This is a genomic window from Providencia sp. wls1916, assembly GCF_009706585.1.
GTDB classification, from domain to species: Bacteria; Pseudomonadota; Gammaproteobacteria; order Enterobacterales; family Enterobacteriaceae; genus Providencia; species Providencia lanzhouensis.
Window position 1 is genome coordinate 155,757 of sequence record NZ_WLUL01000016.1, and the last position, 20,933, is coordinate 176,689.

The following is a 20,933-nucleotide window of genomic DNA, read 5'->3' on the forward strand; positions in this document are numbered from 1 at the left end:
CTGTCGCTGTTCCTGCATTATAGGAACAATGGATAATAATAGCTTTGCTTTTCATCATGCTTATTGCCAGAGCGTGATCATCATCCATTTCGCGTGTTTGTTGCTCTCAATTATTTACTGCTTTCGCTTGCTTGTTGTTCTAGCTTAATCGGTTCAACAGCAAAAGTAAGCACATTATTGTCACTTTTTACCAAAATATATCGCAATGCGCCTAATCTCGCTTCTTCTGCGCGGGTTGGGGCTTTATTGGCCATAAATTTGTTCAGCGCTGCGGTCAGCTCAGGGGCTTTATCCAAAGAAACATTAGGGTCAAATTGATGAATAATAGCGATGATATAGCGCTCAATTAATTGGCGACTTTCTTGGGCGTCAGCTTCATTGTCAGTAGGTAATAATGTGATTTGTAAGCTTTTAATTTTCTCACTACCCCGTTCGAGGACAGCAGATGAGTATATTTGTTGATTAATACGTGATGCGGCGCGAATGTAGGGTACGGATATATCTTGGCTAGCAATCACTTTGTATTCGTGAAGATACAAATCTTTATAGGTTTGATTAAATTGACTACGTAGCTCTGGGATCGTGAGATTAAAGGTTGGCGCATCGGGGGCTAAATACGCAACGCTTAAGTTGGTATCAGGTAACGTCGGTACCTTTTGGGAGAGTGCCATTTGTGGAAAATAGCACACAAAAGCGGTTATGATGATGGACATGGAACGGAATATTGGTTGAGCCATTTTTTCTGCCACTTATTCTTCAGAGATTAATATTGTATCAGGATTACAGACAATGACATTACTACAATGGGCTTTTTCCTTTAAAGGCAGAATAGGACGGCGACCATTTTGGGCAGGAGTTGCAGGTTGTTTTATTTTGATGACCCTGATCTCTCTCTTTCAAAACTCGTTTTCATTACCGGATGTTGTTGTGGTGGTGTTGTTTATTTTATTACTATATCCCCTTGCCGCAATTTTCACCAAGCGTCTTCACGATAGAGGTAAACCGGGAGGATGGTTTGCTTTAGTCGTGTTAGCTTTTGCTCTTTTTTCCTTCGATGTCAGCCAATTGGCCGAAATTTGGCAATGGGGTATTGGGCGCTTTCTTCCATTGCTGATTACGATGATGATGCTGATTGATTGTGGCGTTTTTGTAGGAATGGAAGGTGAAAATCCGTATGGAGAAAAGACAGATAAGGTCGATTATCTGTCTTAGCAGTTAGGCTATTACCAGTACTGTTCGCTAGTAATATGTCCCGGTTTACGGCGTAAATGTTTAACTAACCCGTGGGTTTCTTTGAGTTTATCCCGTGTATCTCGCACCATTTCTGGGTTGCCACACAGCATGATGTGGCATTTATCTGCGTCAATCGGCAACCCAACAAACTCTTCCAATTGATGATCTTCAATTAATGCGGGAACCCGTCCATATAGTGAGCCGGGGGCGTGTTCACGGCTCACAACAGTGACAATGCGTAGTTTTCCTTGGAATTGCTGCTCTAATTGCTGCATGAGCGGCAGGTAACTCAGATCTTTTTGGTAACGCACGGCATGCAGTAAGACGATTTTTTCAAAGCGTTCTAGCCCTTTATTCTCTTGTAAAATAGAGAGAAATGGACCAATAGCCGTACCTGTTGAAAGCATCCAAAGATGTTTACATTCTGGGATTTCATCTAGCACAAAGAAGCCAGAGGCCTCATCGGTGATTTGCAGTGTATCGCCGATTTGTAGCTCAGCTAGCTTCGGGCTCAGTTTTCCATTGGGAACAATGACGAAATAGAATTCAAGGCGGTTGTCACTGGGGGCATTCACATACGAGTAGGCGCGGGCAACGCGTTCCCCATTAACTTCAAGGGCGAGTTTAGCAAATTGTCCTGCAATAAACGGTTGAATAGGCGCATCCACCACTAAACTAAACAAGGTTTCTGTCCAATATTTGGCTTCAACCACCCGACCTGTTACCCAATTCGCCATAAATTTGTCCCTCTTATCGAAAAAGCCTCAGAGAAAGTATTCAACAGTGTGAATTATTTAAGATATACATTGCTGAACTTAATAGGATTTCATACTAGATCAGTTCATTGTTTATGCTTATCGATAAAGTGTTTTAGTAGATTGTTCTGCAAATGAGGAGTTTGGTAATTTTAATGTACAGTTAAGTTGACAGAGGTGGCGAATATTACTGCCAACGTGAAGTAAATTAAAATGGTGTCCTACCTCGAAAAATTCATAAATTTTGTTATCTTTATCACACAAGAACAACATCAATTGTTTGCTAGTTATATAATTCCAATGTAATGGGCAAAACAACGAATAAAAATCTATTATTTAATCCTGAGTGCAACTGTTCGTGTTATTAAACTTTAATAATGCGGCGCTATTGTGTGCTCAGGAATTGTGAATGTCTGAGAGCAAAATGAGAAAGCTTGAAAATTTTAATCTGTTGCTAATGTTGATTGCCCTCGCTGCGGTTGGGCAAATGACTCAAACTGTTTATGTCCCCGTGATTGCTGAAATTGCGGTGTATTTCGGTGAACCTTCGGGTGCTGTACAGCGCGTTATGGCGGCGTATCTGTTTTCTTACGGTTTTTCCCAGCTACTGTATGGTCCGTTATCTGACCAAATTGGTCGCCGTCCGGTGATTTTAGCTGGGTTATCTATCTTCTTAATTTCAACGATTGTCGCTATTTTTGCCCCAACGCTGACGGTATTGACGGTCGCGAGTGGTTTACAAGGTTTAGGTACAGGGGTTGCTGGAGTAATGGTGAGAACCATGCCGCGTGACCTGTATAAAGGCACTGCACTACGTTACGCCAATAGTTTGCTCAATATGGGGGTGTTAGTGAGCCCACTGTTAGCCCCTATGTTTGGTGGGATACTGGCGCATTTCTTTGGTTGGCACGCCTGTTATATTTTCTTATTCCTGTTGGGTGGCGGAGTGTTGTTCAGTATGTATCGCTGGATGCCGGAGACTCGTCCTATTTCACCTGAAAAACATAATTTAGTGGCGTCATACCGTGAATTATTATCTAACGGTTCGTTTCTTTCGTATTTGACGATGTTGATTGGTGCTCTGGCGGGGATCGCTGTTTTTGAAGCTTGTAGCGGTGTATTGATGGGTGGTGTCTTAGGGCTAAGCAGTATTACCGTCAGTATTCTGTTTATTTTGCCTATTCCTGCGGCGTTCTTTGGTGCTTGGTACGCGGGGCGTGAAGGTAAGAATTTCTCCACCTTGATGTGGCAGTCTGTACTGATTTGTTTAGCTGCGGGCATCATGATGTGGGTACCAGGTTGGTTTGGCATCATGAATACATGGACACTGTTGGTACCTGCCGCCATTTTCTTCTTTGGCGCTGGGATGTTATTCCCGTTGGCGACTACTGGTGCGATGGAGCCATTCCCATATTTAGCCGGTGCAGCAGGAGCATTAGTGGGTGGTTTACAGAACGTGGGTTCTGGTGTTGCAACGTGGGTGTCTGCGTTAATGCCACAAAATGGCCAGTTTAGCCTTGGCTTACTGATGTTCTTGATGTCGATGCTGGTCGTGTTGTGCTGGTTACCATTAGCGCGTCGTATGAGTCATACCGAGCGTATGGTTTAATTTAGAATACTGATTAAGTTTTATGTTAAGGGGGCAAATAAGCCCCCTGATTTATTATGCGACCAACGGTATGAAATGTGCTGACTCAACCCATTGAGTGGCTTGTTGTTGTGCGCTGATTGTGTCCTCTTTCATTCCTGCCATTTGTGAAGCGAGCGAGTTAAATTCCACAGGGCGATCGTAATTGAGAAACTCGGTATTTTCATCCAATGTTTGATTAGTATTTTGATTAAGCCAAACTGATCTGGCGGCTACATCATCATGTAAATGTTGATCGATATAAATTTTAATCCCCGCGATTTTTAAGCCTGGGGTGCTGTCGATTGTTCCTTTGACTGAAAGTATATTTTTATTCTGGGATAAAAACCAAGGTTCCTGCGGCGTTTTTTCTTGGATAATACCTTGTTCATCGTAAATGAGTAGGGTCACCCAATATTGGTTATTTTTCTCAGTGATCCCTAGCTTGCTAATATCAATTTGTTGGTTGATATGCACATCAGAAAGTAGCCTGATATCAGAAAGAATATTTAAATGAGAGGTTGATATATCATTTTCATTATTTTGCATATCGAAATGATGAATTGGTTGGAAATGATGGGTTGTATCAACTTGATTATTTTGACCAAACGGGTCACTTAATGAGAAGTATTGTTGGTGTAATTGCCCGTTCTCTATCCAACTGGCACAAATCGCACTTTGCGGAGTGATATATTGAGAATTTACTTTCCCTGTTGAGATATCAATTAAATTTTTATCCGTTGCAGACCAAGATAATCGACTACCACGCCAATAGTTATCTATCTGCAATTGTTCCGGCACGGTTTTTCCATCACCATAAATAAATAAGCGATTTGCTAGAGATTCAGGATTTTTATAGTGATAGACCTCAGTATCTGTGCCATTTTCCGTCTTAATAATCTTGAGGCTAACTAATTCCCCCTTATTGGGAATATTCAAATTAAGTTCGTTATCCCTCAAGGAAATTTTTAGGGATTCGGTGAGTAGACCGGATGGCGTGACATAGGTGATCGTCAAACTATGAGAGGAATCAGAATGATCCTGTTGGATCAATTGCCCGAGAGTTTGAGTCACGGCGAGGTAACTATAAGGGTGTTGCGAGCCATCAGGTAAAGGAAGAAATATGCCATTAAGTTGGTAGACGGAGACATATTCGCCTGGGACTTCACTTTCGTTAATTTTAGATAAAAAATGTTGAGCCAAGTAAATATAGTAATCTGAATGCGCTAAGAATGCGTCGTATTGATCACTGTAATGAGGATAATCACTCGGATACATTGCGGGTATAATCTCATATTCTGGCTCGTCTTTACGGAAGGTTGTGTATTGCTGGCGATATGAATCATATGCGATGTTCTTACCATGACTTTCCGCTGGATATGGGTAACCTTCATTTGTGGTATGGCCGAGTGCAAGACCATGCCCAAACATTTCATGCCATAAAATACTGGGTTTTGATATTCCGCCACCAAAGTTATGGGTTGCTAACCCAATCACACCTGATGTGCCCCCCTCCATAGATAGCGGCAGGATAGCGATATAAAAAAATTCGCTATACAGCTCTGTTCTCCGCGCTGCTTTTTGGCTCTCTAAGTAAGAGCTCTCAATTTGTGACATTGATGGCTCTTGGATACTGCTTGGAGCGTCATACAAAAGATGAACTAGCGTCGTTCTATCTGTATAAATCACATCATCTTGAACGATACAAGGATATAAAGCCGATTTCTGAGGGATAGGGGGATAGCTATATAAGGTTAGCTGGTGAATGAGTAACTTGGCGAGCGCTTCTAATCCCCAACTGAGAGGGGAATGAGGGTAAGTACCGTGTCCATCTTGGTAAAGCGTTTTATGCGCGACATGTGCAGTGATGGGCTTTATCTTTTTGACTCTAGGAAAGAAACTTCCTTCAGCGGTATAGAAGGGAAATGGTGTACCCTCATCAGGCATTGCGTATTCAGCTTCAACATTTTGGATGCCATATTGAGTTATTGGTATACCCCCCGCGAGAATTTGTATCTCCATATCAGGTTGAATCCATTTTCCCTTTATCGGCGCGGTATAGCTGTAACGGTGCCAATCTTTAGCTTCAAAGCTAGGCGTATTAGGCGGTGGGGTGAGAGCGGCTGGAAGGTTTGATGGACCCGTTAAAACCACTTTCTCTAGTTCAACACCCTCTTTATTTCGAATAATGGCCACAATATCGGGTGCTGTAGCCTCCGATGCGCTGGTAATATCAATTTTTAATAATGCGGGTCGGTCAGCTGTTAAACTGAAGTATTTAGTATGAGGCTCAAGTAAGTGGGTTTGTGCTAGCTGAATACTGTGAATTTGCATATCGCTTGGCACGGGGTAATGACGCATCTGAGGCTGATGATAAATCGGATCTGGTAACGTAAAAATACGCTTACTTGGAAGGGACAGATAAGGCGCTTCTTCAGATTGTAGCTGAATAGACATAGGGGCAGAAACAGAGCCATCTTTCATAATGGCAATAAAATCAAACTGGTCATGCCCACGGAAAGATTGTTTACCATCAGGTATATATTGCCATTCTCCGGTTATTTCGTTTAATACAACCTCTCCAAATAATGGCTCTTCAATAAGCTGAAAATATTCAATTTCCTCATGAAATGGCAAACTTCCAGACAGCACACCTACGTGAAATTGATTGGCGATACCATGGGGATTCTCTGCAATAAGGATAGGGTGTAACTGCTGATTTTTTAGCTGAAATTGGGAAACAATCATGCCGCCACAGGTGATGACAATCTGGTTATTTTTATAATGTGCGGAGATAAGAGGGAGTTCAAGATCAGCGAGTTGCTGATTAACATAGTCTTCGATTTCGGCTGCAAGTCCCTCCCAGGAATCGTGTGGTGATAGGCTGATATCATCCAGTCTTAAAACGGTATTCAACCGTGAGCTATTTATTTGAATTGAAAAATAATAGCTATTATTTCGGGTCTCTTCTGTGAGTGCGAATGAGTTTATCGACGTAGAAGGTAATGACAGTGTCTGTTGGTAGCCATCAGGGTTGAATAAAGAATGTGGGGCAGGTTGCTCAACCGAGGTATTTTCTGTGGTAATCAAGGGAGTGTGATGAATGAAATCATCAGGAATAAATTGAACTGATTCTTGCCCTGAAAACCCCCACCCTAAGCGGATATTGGGGGCATTATCTTGTGTCGTGGTGGTGATTTTAAAGTGAACTTGCTGCCCCTTTTGGGTATGTTTAATCACGATTTCGCCACATTCATCTTGAGCATTAATTTGATGAGTGTACTGATCAATATCCAGTGTGAGGTTATAGGGATGATATTGTGTATCCACATAGAGGATAAGGCGTTCAGATTTAGGCACGGTGAGAACGCCTTCATAAACCCAAGTGGTTGGCTCTATTTGTTGAGGTAATCCGCTGAAATAGTAAGTTAAATTATCTAGAACATAATATTTTTGCTCGGAGCTATCTTCATGGAATGCAGGGGTGGCAGTGACGGATATCCCTGGTTGAGAATATTGAGCGAAAATCGTTGTATCTTGCTCAGATGCTGGGGAGTCTTGTATGTATTCTAGCTCGTCAAGAAGCAATTGAACTGGCTTCGAGATAAGCGTTGTATCATTTTCAATAATCAGTAAGCCGCCACCAGTCAATTCAAGCCAATGTCGTGCCAGCTCTACTTGCAGATCGTTAGCATCACCCGCAAGAATGAGCATGCCATAATGACGCTCTGATTGGCCGCTTGGAAGTAGTAACTCAACAAATTGCGATTGAGAACGAGGCTCTCCATCGCGCCATTGATGAGGGGGGTTAAAGCTATCAACCCATAAATTATGCAATGGATGGAATTTAAACCCTGAAAAATCATCTTCATCTAGAGTACTTAATAGATAGTTTTTTCGCTGTTCTCCCGGTAAACGAGGCTTATCCAGTAACCAGTTTGTGATATCAAAAGCGGCGTGTCCTGAATGTGTTTTCTGAGGATCGTCTTGTAGCCCTTCTAAGTAAAAACTGTCTGTGTGGATTTTTGCAACTCGTCCTCGATTTTTGTATAGACCAAGCTCTAAATATCCATGCTGTTGTGCTTGGGATGTGAGTTGTGCACTGGATTGATTGGTGTGCATCAATGCATATTTTTTCCGGTTATCCATAACCTTCACTCCTGAAATAATTTAAAAATAATTTTTTATAAAATAATTCATAAACATAGTTATTGCAGGGACGAATTCTAGATAAGCAGGTGGGAGCTTTCTAATTTATTATTCATCTATGAGTGATGTTTTTATTTATTAGCGAATTACTTGAGATGTTGCGATTCGTAGTCACCAGCAATAAAAAAGCAGTGCCGGAGCACTGCTTTGACGGTTTGCTTAGCAATATATTTTGTTTAGCAATATATGTCGTGATATCGAAAAGTTAAGCGCGGTCTTCCCACTCTTGAGCACGAGCGACCGCTTTTTTCCAACCTTCGTATTTATAATTGCGCTCAGTGGTTTCAATACCCGGTTTAAAGACACGTTCAATGTTGGCTTTACTTTGCAGTTCATCCAAACTTTCCCAGAATCCAACGGCGATACCCGCTAAGTAAGCGGCACCTAACGCGGTGCTTTCACGGACTTCAGGGCGTTCTACAGAGGTACCGAGAATGTCTGATTGGAACTGCATCAGGAAGTTGTTCGCAACAGCGCCACCGTCCACACGTAAGGCTTTTAGGCGTTCACCAGAATCGGCTTGCATCGCATCGAGGACATCGCGGGTTTGATAAGCGATGGATTCCAATGTGGCACGAATAATGTGGTTGCGGTTTGCCCCACGTGTTAAGCCAAAGATAGCGCCGCGCGCATACGGATCCCAATATGGAGCGCCTAAACCAGTGAATGCAGGCACCACATACACACCGTTGCTATCTTTAACTTTGGTGGCGAAATATTCGGAGTCCGTAGATTCATCAATCAGTTTCAATTCATCACGTAGCCACTGAATAGAGGCGCCGCCCACAAACACCGCACCTTCAAGGGCATAGTTCACTTCGCCTTTAGGACCGCAAGCAATCGTGGTTAATAGACCATGATTAGAGCGAACTGCGGTATCACCGGTATTCATCAAGAGGAAGCAGCCAGTTCCGTAGGTATTTTTTGCCATACCGGATTTTACGCACAATTGACCATACAGTGCTGCTTGTTGGTCGCCCGCAATGCCCGAAATTGGAATACGTGTACCGCCTTTACCCCCAATGTTGGTTTGTCCGTAAACGTCAGAGGAAGGGCGGACTTCTGGCAGCATGTTACGAGGAATATTTAATGCTTTAAGGATTTTGTCATCCCATTCTAAATTACGAATGTTGAATAACATGGTACGAGAAGCGTTGGTATAGTCAGTGACGTGGACGCGACCTTGAGTCATTTTCCAAACTAACCAAGTATCGACAGTACCGAACAGTAATTCACCTTTTTCTGCGCGTTCACGAGCACCTTCGACGTTATCGAGGATCCATTTTACTTTGGTTCCTGAGAAGTAAGGGTCAACCACTAAACCCGTGTTTTGGCGAATATACTCTTCAAGTTCTTTATCGTTCGTTTTTAAATGGGTACAAAAGTCAGCGGTACGGCGGCATTGCCAAACAATCGCATTATAGACAGGTTTACCTGTCGCTTTCTCCCAAACAATCGTGGTTTCACGTTGGTTAGTGATACCGATACCTGCCACTTCATCGGTACGAATATCGGCTTTAGCGAGAACTTCAATTAATGTCGAACTTTGCGTTGCCCAAATTTCCATTGGGTCATGTTCTACCCAGCCTGGTTTTGGGTAAATTTGCGTGAATTCGCGCTGGGAAATACTGACGATATTTGCATCATGGTCGAGAACGACAGCTCGCGAACTGGTTGTGCCTTGATCAAGAGCGACAATATATTTTTTAACGATATTGGTTTCTGTTGTCATAATTTAAACCTGTTCAGCAATGGGTTAATCTGGTTTTAGGTAAACCCAGTTTTAGAAATAAGAAACGGTATTAAGAGGATTTTTTCTCTTCTTCATCAGACTCGCAAGTCATACAAGGCAGATGGCGACCAATGAGTTTACGATAACCGAATGCCCCTAGCAGACCACCAACAATCGGCGCAGTCAATGGGACAAGGAAATAAGGAATATCACGTCCGCCGGTCAGGGCAATATCACCCCATCCAGCTAAATAAGCCACGACTTTCGGACCAAAGTCACGCGCTGGGTTTAAGGCGAATCCAGTCAATGGACCAAAAGAGCCACCGATAACCGCAATTAAGATACCAATTAATAATGGTGCTAATGGACCTTTAGGAACGCCATTGCCATCATCAGTTAAACCTAAAATTAAGCAGACTAAAATGGCGGCAATCACCACTTCAATAAAGAACGCATGGAACACGCTGATTTGTGGCGCAGGGTAAGTTGAGAAGACACCCGCTGTAAACAAACTTTCTTGTGTGCCACGAACAATATGGTGAACTTGTTCGTAATCGAAAAAAACAGGGGAATACATTGAGTAAACTAGGGCAGCAGCACAAAAGCCCCCGAGCATTTGAGCGATAATGTAAGGAACGACTTTTCGCTTATCGAAACACGCGAATAACCATAATGCTAATGTGACGGCAGGGTTTAAGTGAGCGCCAGAGATGCCCGCAGTTAGGTAAACAGCCAGTGCGACGCCGAAGCCCCAAATCACACTAATTTCCCAAAGACCTAACTGAGCACCTGCAATACGTACAGCCGCGACACATCCTAAACCAAAAAAAACCAACAGAGCAGTTCCAAGAAACTCCGATATACACTGACCTGTCAGTGTTGAAGGTGTCATTTTGCTCATAAATGTTCATCCTGCAATAGTTGTTAAGAGAGGTGTTTTGCACGAGTATAATTTTCTCTGCGAAAATTTATTCTGTTAATTTAGCGAGAAAAAAGATAATCGAATATTGCGATTTGTGAAAACTGTGTGTCAAATCACCAAAAAACGAAAACAAACAATCATTTTTAAGGTCGAATTCAAACATTTGAATAGTCACGGGCGAGACAATTAAAAGAATAATGTTTGTAATCAAGTGTAAGTCACTGGACACAGAGGATCATGCTACTTACAATCGAGGGAAAGCGCTTATAAAGGGAGATCCGAACATGTCATTTGAAGTATTTGAGAAACTAGAATCCAAAGTTCAACAAGCCATCGACACCATCGCATTAATGCAAATGGAAATTGATGAACTGAAAGAACAAAACAGTGCATTAAACCAAGAGCTACAAGCCAACAAATCAGGTACTGAATCACTGGTTCGTGAAAATGAACAGCTGAAGCAAGAGCAGGCGACTTGGCAGGAGCGTTTACGGACCCTTCTCGGTAAGATGGAAGAAGTTTAATTCCCTTCATACTTCAAGCCACAGGGGTGTTGGCTTCGTTTGGATACCCGAATCACATACTTATGTATGCTCATCGGGATATCCTCCACTTGCCGCCTACCTGTGACTCGAATTATTTTGGGAATGTAGGGGTATGTAGAAGTGTTTTCTGAAAGAAGTGAAAAACGGAAAACGGAAAACAGAAAAGAAAAAGGCAGATAGTGATATCTGCCTTTTTTGTGGAGTTTGGTGGGGCTATTCGTCGATGGTTTCGTCGAAATCGTCGTTGGCTGCTTGGGTCAGTGGTTCTTCGGATAAAATCATGCCCGTGTTATCGGCATACAGATAATCGCCGGAGAAGAATGTCACGCCGCCAAAATTAACGCGGATATCGCTTTCGCCGATACCTTCGTCAGGGCAACCCGCAGGGATTGCAGCAACTGCTTGGATGCCGAGATCTAACTCCATTAATGCATCCACTTGACGGACGGCACCGTAAACCACAATACCTTCCCAGCCATTGTCTACCGCTAATCGCGCGAGCTCAGCGTCAATCAGTGCTTTACGCACTGAACCACCGCCATCCACCAGCAAGATGTGCCCATGGCCGTCTTCTTCCAGCAAATCATACAGAATGCCATTATCTTCAAAGCATTTTACTGTAATGATTTGACCGCCAAATGAAGTACGTCCACCAAAGTTGGAGAATAAAGGTTCTACTACATTAACGCTTTCTTGGTAGATGTCGCAGAGTTCGGAAGTATCATATTTCATAGGATTTAGGTCTTTTTTGCTGCAAGAGGAAGGTCAGTATATCCCTTTTAGTCACTGATTGGCAAAATTCCCGCCAGAAAATAAGCGGGAAAAGTCAAAAAAACAGCAAATAATTGAGACTATTTACTCAGGATAACCCCAAGGGAGAATAAAACGTTAGTGACTAAAGCGATTTTCACCATATTTTCTAGCATTGGGCGCATCCCTTCTGGGGTAGGATCAGAAAGCACTTTGCGTACATGATTCATCAGCATTGGCACCGCCAATAAGAATAACCAGCCCGCCCAACCTGTTAAATAGAGTAAATTGAAAAATACCAAACATAAGATGGAAACGATGATGATAATGGCGTGGTACATGCGCGCGCCTTGTGGACCTAAACGCACTGCCAACGTGTTTTTACCCGCTTTAATGTCGTTTTCAATATCACGCATATTATTGATATTTAAAACAGCTACAGACAGTAAACCGCAAGCTGTTGCTGGTAGGATAGTGATGATATTAAAGCTATTCGCTTGTAGGTAAAAAGTACCAATCACACTTAACCAACCAAAGAAAATGAGAACGGAAATATCCCCAAGACCAAGGTAGCCATAAGGTTTTTTACCGACGGTATACGTAATGGCAGCCACGATAGCCACTAACCCTAAGCCAAGGAATCCGATGGCATCTTCTGGTTTTTCGCACGCGACAATAATCAACAATAGACCGGAAAGGCAAGCCGCGAAGATATTCAGCTTCAGCGCTTTTTTCATATCTTCTTTGGTGATGACGCCTTTTTGCATTCCACGCAGAGGTCCGATGCGTTCAGCGGTGTCTGAGCCTTTAATCGCATCGCCATAGTCATTGGCGAGGTTAGATAAAATTTGTAATAAGCCAGCTGTGATAATAGAAAGCAGAGCGACAGGCCACTTAAAGTTACCCGTGAAATAGGTCAATGCGGATCCAGTGACGATGGCAATCACCCCTAATGGTAGGGTTTTTGGTCGTAAACTTTCTAGCCAAGCTTGTTTGCGGCTGATTGAAGATGAGTTCATGTAATTTATTCACCGTACTCGTGATATTTCAATGGGTAACGTGGCTTTGCTGCTGAGTGACCGTTTGAATTATTGGGAGTAAATGTTCTTATTAAGTTGGATTTTATATGTCAAAAGTGCAGCAAGATTGCTGCACTTTAGCTAACATCCATTAAGGATACATGAAAACCTGATAATTAATAAGATTATAAAATAAATCTACTCAGGTCTTCGTCTGCTACCAGTTCGTCTAAGTGTTGGCGGACATACTCAGCATCAATTGTAATGCTTTGTCCGTCGCGCTCGCTGGCGTCGAAAGAGATATCTTCCATCAGACGTTCTAGCACAGTATGTAAACGACGCGCACCGATATTCTCGGTTGATTCATTCACTTGCCATGCAGATTCTGCAATTTTGCGAATACCATCTGCGGTGAATTCAACGCTAACACCTTCTGTTGCCATCAACGCTTTGTACTGTTCAGTCAAAGAAGCATTAGGCTCAGTTAAGATGCGCTCGAAATCTTCAGTGGTCAGCGCCTGAAGTTCAACACGAATTGGCAGACGACCTTGCAGTTCCGGAATCAAATCAGATGGGCTAGAGACTTGGAATGCCCCAGATGCGATAAACAGGATGTGGTCAGTTTTCACCATACCGTGTTTGGTTGAGATGGTGCAGCCTTCGATTAATGGTAATAGGTCACGCTGAACCCCTTCACGGGACACATCTGGACCTGAACTTTGACCACCACGTTTACAGATTTTATCGAACTCATCAATAAACACGATACCGTTTTGTTCAACCGCTTCAATGGCTTGTTCTTTCAGCTCTTCAGGATTAACCAGTTTTGCCGCTTCTTCTTCCACCAACAGTTTAAAAGCTTCTTTGATTTTCATCTTACGAGGCTTCTGTTTTTGACCTGCTAAGTTTTGGAACATAGATTGTAGCTGGTTGGTCATCTCTTCCATGCCAGGAGGAGCCATGATTTCAACGCCCATTGGTGCTGCAGAAACTTCAATTTCAATTTCTTTATCGTCTAACTGACCTTCACGTAATTTTTTACGGAATGCTTGGCGTGCTGGTGATTGCTCATCAACAGGTTCTGCTTGTCCCCAGTTATTTTTTGCTGGTGGGATCAACACATCAAGAATGCGTTCTTCCGCCATTTCTTCGGCACGATAACGGTTTTTCTCGATAGATTGTAAACGCACCATTTTTACCGCAGAATCGGTAAGATCGCGGATGATAGAGTCAACTTCTTTACCTACATAGCCCACTTCCGTGAACTTAGTGGCTTCAACTTTGATGAATGGCGCATTTGCCAGTTTGGCTAAACGGCGTGCGATTTCGGTTTTACCTACCCCGGTAGGACCAATCATCAGAATGTTTTTGGGAGTCACTTCATGGCGTAAATGCTCATTTAACTGCATACGGCGCCAGCGGTTACGCAGGGCGATAGCAACAGAACGTTTAGCTTTATGTTGACCAATAATATGGTTGTCGAGTTCGCTGACAATTTCGCGTGGAGTCATTTCGGACATGCTAGCAATCCTTATGATTTTGAAGAAATTTCTTCAAAGTTGACATTATGGTTGGTGTAAATACAGATATCTCCCGCTATCGCGAGGGCTTTTTCCGCGATTTCGCGAGCGCTTAAGTCTGTATTTTCGAGAAGGGCGCGTGCTGCTGATTGGGCATATGGACCACCAGAGCCAATCGCAATCAGGTCATTTTCAGGCTGAACGACGTCGCCATTACCCGTAATAATTAATGAAGTGTGTTCATCAGCGACGGCAAGCAGTGCTTCTAATTTGCGCAGCATGCGGTCGGTACGCCAATCTTTGGCTAATTCCACCGCCGCTTTAGTGAGGTGTCCTTGATGGAGTTCAAGTTTGCGCTCGAACAGTTCAAAGAGTGTGAATGCGTCTGCGGTGCCACCGGCAAATCCTGCAATGACTTTGTCGTTATATAAACGGCGTACTTTGCGGACATTGCCTTTCATGACGGTATTACCCATCGTCGCCTGTCCATCACCACCGATTACAACTTGGCCATTACGGCGAACACTTACGATTGTTGTCATGAGTTAGCCCCTGGTTGTATTACAAAAAGAATGCAGTTGATTTCATTTTTTGATAGATAAATTTCAAGTGATAGTGGTCTATTCACTATCACTTGAAAGAGATTGATCTCAAAAATAACTGCTTACGAGTACGTTAAAACAGTAGATGGGGGGGGGGCGGGGATTTTTCAACCCCCAGAAGCACGAAGAATACAACCACTCACACCAACGCCTGCTGCACGGTCACGCATGTTTTCAGCGGTGGACTTAGAATATGGGCCTAATACGATGCGATGCCAGCCACCACCTGCGGTGACGCGACTTTCGATACCTGCAAATGCGAGAGTGGCACGTACTGACTCAGCCTGTTCTGCTGTTTTAAATGAACCGCATTGCACGAGCATATTCTGCATTTTATTCACTGGAGCTGTCTCAGGTTTAGGTTCAGATTTCACTTCCGGTTTTGTGACAGGCTGAGCTTGCTGAACTGGCGCAACTGGACGTGTTTCCGGTTTTTGCTCAATAATCGACGGTTTGCGTTGAGTCGGAGTTTCAACGGGCTTAGCTGGTTCATTGATCACCACTTGTGAGCGCGGTACCGGCTTACCATTAAATGGCACTTCTTGCAGGTTGGTCACAGGTTGACGACGATCAGAATCCATTTGTTCTAACAACTGGCGCTGTTCGGTAGTGAGATCAGACTGACGAATATTGCCGCTATTTGTGCTAGGTTGCGATGGCGAGGTGTAATCTTGCCAAGGCTCTTCCAGCTCCCTTTTATAGCGCCAAGGTTCTTCAGGTTTAGGTGGCAGCGTGCTACCCGGTTTTGCAGCTTGAGTGGGGAGTGCAGTTTGAGGCGCTTCTTTTTTATTATGAGTAATAAAAAATAGCCCACCAACGAATAACACCACAATAGCGACCGCCACAATTAATGTGGTTAGCGGTAGCCCTTGGGCCTTCTTCGATTTGCCTTTGCTTTTTTTACGAGCGGACGACCGTCCTCGAGCTACATAATCTTTTTGTGCCACGCTATTAATTCACTAGTTGTCAGTTGTTAATCGTTATTTAGGTCATATGTTACTTAACCTTAACGATTTTGCCTAGCATTTAGGCGCTTTTGTACTCTCTCTAACGATTAAATCAGAATCTAGGAGACGAGAACCTGCGGTGACACTATTTCCGTGTAGCTGTTCTAGTAATAATAGCATCGCATGGCGACCAATTTCCCTGCGAGGGTGATTGATGGTCGTCAGTGCGGGTAATGTATATTTGGCTTGCTCAAGGTTATCAAAGCCGACAAAAGAGATATCGTCGGGAATGTTCAGACCCATTTTCTTCGCTTGCCACATGGCACCGAATGCCATGATATCAGTATGGCAGAAAACGGCAGTCGGTGGCTCTGGTAAAGAAAGTAATGTTTTTAATGCTTCAGCGCCGCTTTCATGAGAGAAATCCCCACGTACAATATAGCTCTCTCTTAGCCCTTCTCCGGTGCGTAACATGGCTTTTTTATACCCTTCTAAGCGGTATTGGCTATGTGGCATCTCTTCAGGTCCTGCGATACAAGCAATACGTTTATGACCCTGTTTTAGCAGGTAATGGGTAGCATTGAAGGCCGCGGTGAGGTTATCAATATGCACCGTTGGGAGTTTTAACTCTGGCGCGAATTCGTTAGCCATCACAATTGGCGGTAGATTTTTTTGTTCTTCGGTTGAGACATCAAACGGTAAGTTAGAGCCCAACAGAACCATGCCATCAATCTGTTTGGTAATGATCAGGTTGATAAAGGCATTTTCTTGTTTCTGTTGATGTTTACAGTCACCAATCAGCACAAAGTAACCTTCGTGAGCAGCCACTTCTTCAATACCGCAGATCACATCGCTGAAGAATGGATCGCTAATGTCTGGGACGATCGCGAGAATAGTTTTGGATTCATTGCGTTTATAGCTGCGGGCAAGGTTATGAGGATAATAGCCAACATCTAAGACGGCTTGCTCAACTTTTTGGCGTGTTTGCAGGGAGACTTTTTCAGGGTTCATCAATGTCCGAGAAACGGTGGCTGTTGATACGCCAGCTGCGTTCGCGACATCTTTCATGGTCGCCGTATTATTGTGCTTTTTACTTTCCACAACGCCTTCCTTTGTCTATTTAATCGATTGCTTTTTTTTGAATGGCGCGAATACGTCATTTTGTTAATTAAAAGACATTCTAAAGAGTTTCACAATAATATCTGTTACCTAGTTTGCATAAAAAGTGTGACTTGCATCATTTTTTAGAGCTGCCTCGCAAATTTTGAAAATAGTTATAGTGATATCCACTTAATCCAAATTCTTCATCCATGTATTTATGGCAAAAAATGACGGTTTAGTTATTGTTGTCAGTTAGTTACAGTACCTATTTTTCAGGTAAATTAGTGCTGTTAACCATCCGTAGGGTCCACATCAACATTCCATTTTACCTTGCGGCTTTCCGGTTGTTTTAGTAACTCAGGTAATAATTGCGCCATAAACTGTTGCAGATAGGCGCGTGATGGATGTTGCAATAAAAGTTGCCAGCGAAAACGTCCGCCTCGTTTGGCTTGAATAGACGGTGCAGGGCCTAGAATCCATAAACGCGAGTCACTTTGTGGGTGTTGGCTAATATATTGGCGAACATTCTGTAAAAATTGCCGTGAATCCTGATTATTATGATCTTCAGAGCGGATCAAAATATGGCTAGTGAACGGAGGGAGCATTGCCACTCGGCGCTCTTCAAGGGCTTCTGCGGAAAAGGCGTTATAGCCACTTTCTAGTAAGGTGAGCAAAAGCGGGTGCTCAGGGTGGTGAGTCTGTAAGAACACTTCCCCCTGCTTACCTGCTCGTCCTGCTCGTCCGGATACCTGAACATATAATTGTGCGAAACGTTCGGCGGCTCTAAAATCGCTAGAAAATAAGGCGCCATCAACATCCAGCAATGCCACGAGCGTCACATCAGGGAAGTGGTGTCCTTTCGCCAGCATTTGTGTGCCAATCAAAATTCGCGCGCCGCCTTCATGGACAGCGTTCAAGTGTTGCTCTAGTTCGCCTTTACGGCTGGTGGTATCTCGGTCGATACGAGTCACAGGTACATCTGGAAATAGCTCGGAAATCCCTTCTTCCAGTTGCTCGGTTCCCATCCCGACAGGCACTAAATGCGTCGACCCACATTGCGGGCATTGGCGTGGGACAGGGCGTTGGCTATCACAGTGGTGGCAGCGTAACTGATGAAAATTTTGGTGCAAAGTATAGTAATGATCGCAACGCTGGCATTCCGCTATCCAACCACATTCATGGCAGATAAGCGCAGGTGAATAACCTCGACGATTTAAAAATAAAATTACCTGATTATTTTGTGCGAGGTGATTTTTAATATGTTGGATCAGTAAATGGGATAGTCCAAATTTAAGTGGCTGCCCTTTTAAATCAATCAAATGCTGCTCAGCGGGGCGGGCGTTTCCTGCACGGATAGTGAGATTTAATTGACGATATTTATTCTGTTGAACATTGCTCAGTGTTTCGAGTGATGGCGTCGCAGTTCCCATGATAATTGGGATATTTTCTTTTTTTGCACGGAAAACCGCCAAATCACGGGCATGGTAGCGCCAGCCATCTTGCTGTTTATACGAACTGTCATGCTCTTCATCGATAATAATAATGCCAAGACGAGCAAATGGCGTGAACAAGGCAGAGCGAGTCCCGATGATAATGCCGTTAGAACCTTGCTTTGCCCGTAACCAAACCGCTAAGCGTTCACTGTCATTGAGCGCAGAATGCAGCACATCCACAGGAACGTTAAAGCGTTCACGGAAGCGATTAATAGTTTGTGGTGTTAAGCCAATTTCGGGGACTAATACCAAGGCTTGTTTACCTTGAGCCAGAATATTTTCTAACACACTCAGGTAGACTTCGGTTTTTCCCGATCCGGTGATCCCCGCCAGTAACCACGGCGAAAAATTATCATCTTCTGCGCGAATTGCGCCTACAGCAGTAGCTTGTTCGCTATTGAGTCGTAAACGTTCTCCACTCACGGCAAACTGTGATTGCCATTTTTCCGCAACTGGTTGAACAGGGTGCAACTCGGCATACTGTTTTTTCTTTAATGCTTGCAGGGCGCTTTCACTGATTTCAAGCTCACTAACTTGATGGCGATAAACCGGACGGCGGCGTAAGAGCGCTAATGCTTGCTGCTGTTTTGGGGATCGTTTTAGCTCATTCAGATCCACCGCTTGGCCTTCTTCAGTCACTTGCCATTGCCAGATCGGCGTAAATTCAGCGGGTTTCCCTTGGCGTAATAGGGTCGGCATCGCGTGAAATAATACTTCGCCAATTGGGTAATGATAATATTGAGATGACCATAGCAGCAGCTGCCAGAGATCGTCGGGGAACAGGGTTTTTGAATCTAATACCAGCTCCACGGCTTTGAGTTGGTCTTCGGGAAATTCGCTTTTATCGCTCAGATTGACAACCACACCAAGGGCTTGGCGTTTGCCAAAAGGCACCATAACTCGCCCACCGATGACGGGGACTGGCATATTTGCACCCAAGAGATAATCAAATGTGCGATTTAAAGGAACAGGTAACGCCACCTGAACGACGATCATAGCTGGATTTCCGTCTGTTTTTTGTACAAAAATATGAGGGTATTCTGTTAGAGTACCACAAAAATCATGCTATTTTCATTGCGTGATAAACAGATTTTCTGTATGATCCGCCGCCTTTGGTATCAATTAATTTTGTTTTGCCAATAAACTAAATTTAATCAACACGACGTGTGGTGTCCGGCGTTAGGGCTGGAATGGCGACACGGCCTTATTAGAGGTTCTCCCATGAAAAAAGGTATTCACCCTAAATATGAAGAAGTTACTGCAACTTGTTCTTGCGGCAACGTAATGAAAATCAACTCAACAGCTGGTCACTCTCTGAACCTGGACGTTTGTGGTAACTGCCACCCGTTCTATACTGGTAAACAACGTGATGTTGCTACCGGTGGTCGTGTTGATCGCTTCAACCAGCGTTTCAGCATCCCAGGTGCTAAAAAGTAATAAAACCTGTCACGTTGAAGTTGATTTAACGTATTCAGTAAGAAAACCTGTTCAATTGAACAGGTTTTTTATTGCCTAAAATTCGTCAATTGAGCTGTTAAAAACGGTAGGCGACTCCAAACATAAAGTCATGGCTGGCGAGATTGAATTGGGATTTGTGGGTATCACCAGGATCAAATGCATCTTTAGTTGTGATCTGATACTTCCCTGCATCTAAGAAACGATAACTCATATCAAATAATAAATTGTCGCTCCATGCATATTGACTACCGAAGCCTATACTCCATGCTAATTTATTAATTCTTTCCGATGCTGAATTCAGGTCTGTAGATTTACTACTAGGCGTTTGGAGAAATGTTTGTAGTTCTCTATCATATCGAGTACTTGCCAGACCTAATCCAAAAGAAATATAAGGTGTAAACTGAGTCTGGTTTTTCATATCGTAGTATCCATTTAGCATCACTGTTGTGAGAGTTGCTTCATTTTTCATATCTGTAGATGCATCTATGCCAGATGGAGTAGAAACCTTAGCAACATTATAATTATTTTGAATTTTCCCTCTCATACCAAGCTCTAATTCACTACGAATAGGCAGTGAAAATTGATCGTAAAAGTTATAGCCAATAGCAAGGTAATTACCAAAAGCAGAATGACTTTTATCACTAAAATTGATGGTACTAAAATTGGGATCGCTGAGACTTGCGGATTTGAGCTTTGAATCATACATATTCAAAACTGATACACCAATTTTACTGGATATATATACGCCGTTATTACTGGATGCTATTGCTAAATTAGCAAACAACAAGCAACTTGAAGCCAAAAGTAAATTTTTCATAATTAAGCACCAGTGAATGATTTCGGATGGAAACCTTACTGGAGTATAAGTGATGAAGGCGGGGTTATAGTCAGTGTAAGAAACTTCGAGGGATTGCGCTAAAAAGAGAGAATAAAATGAATATTCATCAGAATTAAATTCTGTATAATATGGATTATAAGAAATAAATTCTCATCATAATTGTAATATTTGGATTCAATGGC

The 20,933-nt window shown here is 43.2% G+C and carries 17 protein-coding genes; 4 read left to right on the forward strand and 13 right to left on the reverse strand.

Annotated features, from left to right (window positions below; all coding sequences use genetic code 11):
• Positions 1-110 precede the first annotated feature (110 nt).
• The gene (locus GKR61_RS11695) at positions 111-737 is read right to left on the reverse strand and encodes a DUF1454 family protein (RefSeq protein ID WP_036950834.1); all 627 of its coding nucleotides are present in this window, start codon (positions 735-737) and stop codon (positions 111-113) included.
• Between the two features lie 52 nt (positions 738-789).
• On the opposite strand from GKR61_RS11695, the gene GKR61_RS11700 reads away from it, so the two are divergent.
• Positions 790-1,212 (forward strand): DUF805 domain-containing protein, encoded by a 423-nt coding sequence (locus GKR61_RS11700; RefSeq protein ID WP_154609495.1) that lies wholly within the window; start codon positions 790-792, stop codon positions 1,210-1,212.
• Between the two features lie 11 nt (positions 1,213-1,223).
• Here GKR61_RS11700 and fpr read toward each other — a convergent pair whose 3' ends face one another.
• Entirely contained in the window at positions 1,224-1,970 is a 747-nt protein-coding gene (gene fpr / locus GKR61_RS11705) for a ferredoxin--NADP(+) reductase (RefSeq protein ID WP_154609494.1), read from the reverse strand.
• 442 nt (positions 1,971-2,412) lie between these two features.
• Between fpr and emrD the strand changes: the two genes are divergently transcribed.
• A complete protein-coding gene (gene emrD / locus GKR61_RS11710; RefSeq protein ID WP_036950922.1) occupies positions 2,413-3,597 on the forward strand; it encodes a multidrug efflux MFS transporter EmrD in 1,185 nt (394 codons plus the stop codon).
• A gap of 54 nt (positions 3,598-3,651) precedes the next feature.
• Here the strand turns inward: emrD and GKR61_RS11715 are convergent, their stop codons facing one another.
• The 3 genes from GKR61_RS11715 to GKR61_RS11725 form a co-directional block, all read right to left on the reverse strand.
• Positions 3,652-7,764 (reverse strand): hypothetical protein, encoded by a 4,113-nt coding sequence (locus GKR61_RS11715; RefSeq protein WP_154639802.1) that lies wholly within the window; start codon positions 7,762-7,764, stop codon positions 3,652-3,654.
• 265 nt (positions 7,765-8,029) lie between these two features.
• A complete protein-coding gene (gene glpK / locus GKR61_RS11720; RefSeq protein WP_036950842.1) occupies positions 8,030-9,556 on the reverse strand; it encodes a glycerol kinase GlpK in 1,527 nt (508 codons plus the stop codon).
• A gap of 70 nt (positions 9,557-9,626) precedes the next feature.
• Positions 9,627-10,457 carry an MIP/aquaporin family protein gene (locus tag GKR61_RS11725; RefSeq protein WP_036950846.1) on the reverse strand — a complete coding sequence of 277 codons (831 nt, stop codon included), beginning with the start codon at positions 10,455-10,457 and terminating at the stop codon, positions 9,627-9,629.
• Positions 10,458-10,762: 305 nt separating this feature from the next.
• Here GKR61_RS11725 and zapB point away from each other — a divergent pair, with 305 nt between their 5' ends.
• Positions 10,763-11,002, forward strand: a complete 240-nt coding sequence (gene zapB, locus GKR61_RS11730; RefSeq protein WP_036950848.1) for a cell division protein ZapB — start codon at positions 10,763-10,765, stop codon at positions 11,000-11,002.
• Positions 11,003-11,236: 234 nt separating this feature from the next.
• On the opposite strand, the gene rraA is transcribed toward zapB, so the two are convergent.
• The 7 genes from rraA to priA form a co-directional block, all read right to left on the reverse strand.
• Positions 11,237-11,755: a ribonuclease E activity regulator RraA gene (gene rraA, locus GKR61_RS11735; RefSeq protein WP_154639803.1), complete on the reverse strand. Its 519-nt coding sequence runs from the start codon at positions 11,753-11,755 to the stop codon at positions 11,237-11,239.
• A gap of 119 nt (positions 11,756-11,874) precedes the next feature.
• Positions 11,875-12,792: a 1,4-dihydroxy-2-naphthoate polyprenyltransferase gene (locus GKR61_RS11740; protein ID WP_036950853.1), complete on the reverse strand. Its 918-nt coding sequence runs from the start codon at positions 12,790-12,792 to the stop codon at positions 11,875-11,877.
• A gap of 185 nt (positions 12,793-12,977) precedes the next feature.
• Positions 12,978-14,312: an HslU--HslV peptidase ATPase subunit gene (gene hslU / locus GKR61_RS11745; protein WP_108479178.1), complete on the reverse strand. Its 1,335-nt coding sequence runs from the start codon at positions 14,310-14,312 to the stop codon at positions 12,978-12,980.
• 11 nt (positions 14,313-14,323) lie between these two features.
• Complete coding sequence (gene hslV, locus GKR61_RS11750) at positions 14,324-14,854, reverse strand: ATP-dependent protease subunit HslV (protein ID WP_006660514.1); 531 nt, start codon at positions 14,852-14,854, stop codon at positions 14,324-14,326.
• A gap of 167 nt (positions 14,855-15,021) precedes the next feature.
• Positions 15,022-15,861 (reverse strand): cell division protein FtsN, encoded by an 840-nt coding sequence (gene ftsN / locus GKR61_RS11755; protein ID WP_036950859.1) that lies wholly within the window; start codon positions 15,859-15,861, stop codon positions 15,022-15,024.
• A 72-nt stretch (positions 15,862-15,933) separates the two neighbouring features.
• The gene (cytR, locus tag GKR61_RS11760) at positions 15,934-16,962 is read right to left on the reverse strand and encodes a DNA-binding transcriptional regulator CytR (protein ID WP_036950860.1); all 1,029 of its coding nucleotides are present in this window, start codon (positions 16,960-16,962) and stop codon (positions 15,934-15,936) included.
• 290 nt (positions 16,963-17,252) lie between these two features.
• The gene (gene priA / locus GKR61_RS11765; protein WP_154609531.1) at positions 17,253-19,451 is read right to left on the reverse strand and encodes a primosomal protein N'; all 2,199 of its coding nucleotides are present in this window, start codon (positions 19,449-19,451) and stop codon (positions 17,253-17,255) included.
• Positions 19,452-19,676: 225 nt separating this feature from the next.
• Between priA and rpmE the strand changes: the two genes are divergently transcribed.
• Positions 19,677-19,892 (forward strand): 50S ribosomal protein L31, encoded by a 216-nt coding sequence (rpmE, locus tag GKR61_RS11770; RefSeq protein ID WP_036950864.1) that lies wholly within the window; start codon positions 19,677-19,679, stop codon positions 19,890-19,892.
• A 97-nt stretch (positions 19,893-19,989) separates the two neighbouring features.
• On the opposite strand, the gene GKR61_RS11775 is transcribed toward rpmE, so the two are convergent.
• On the reverse strand, positions 19,990-20,730 hold the full coding sequence (locus tag GKR61_RS11775; protein ID WP_036950866.1) for an outer membrane protein: 741 nt from the start codon (positions 20,728-20,730) through the stop codon (positions 19,990-19,992).
• Positions 20,731-20,933 lie beyond the last annotated feature (203 nt).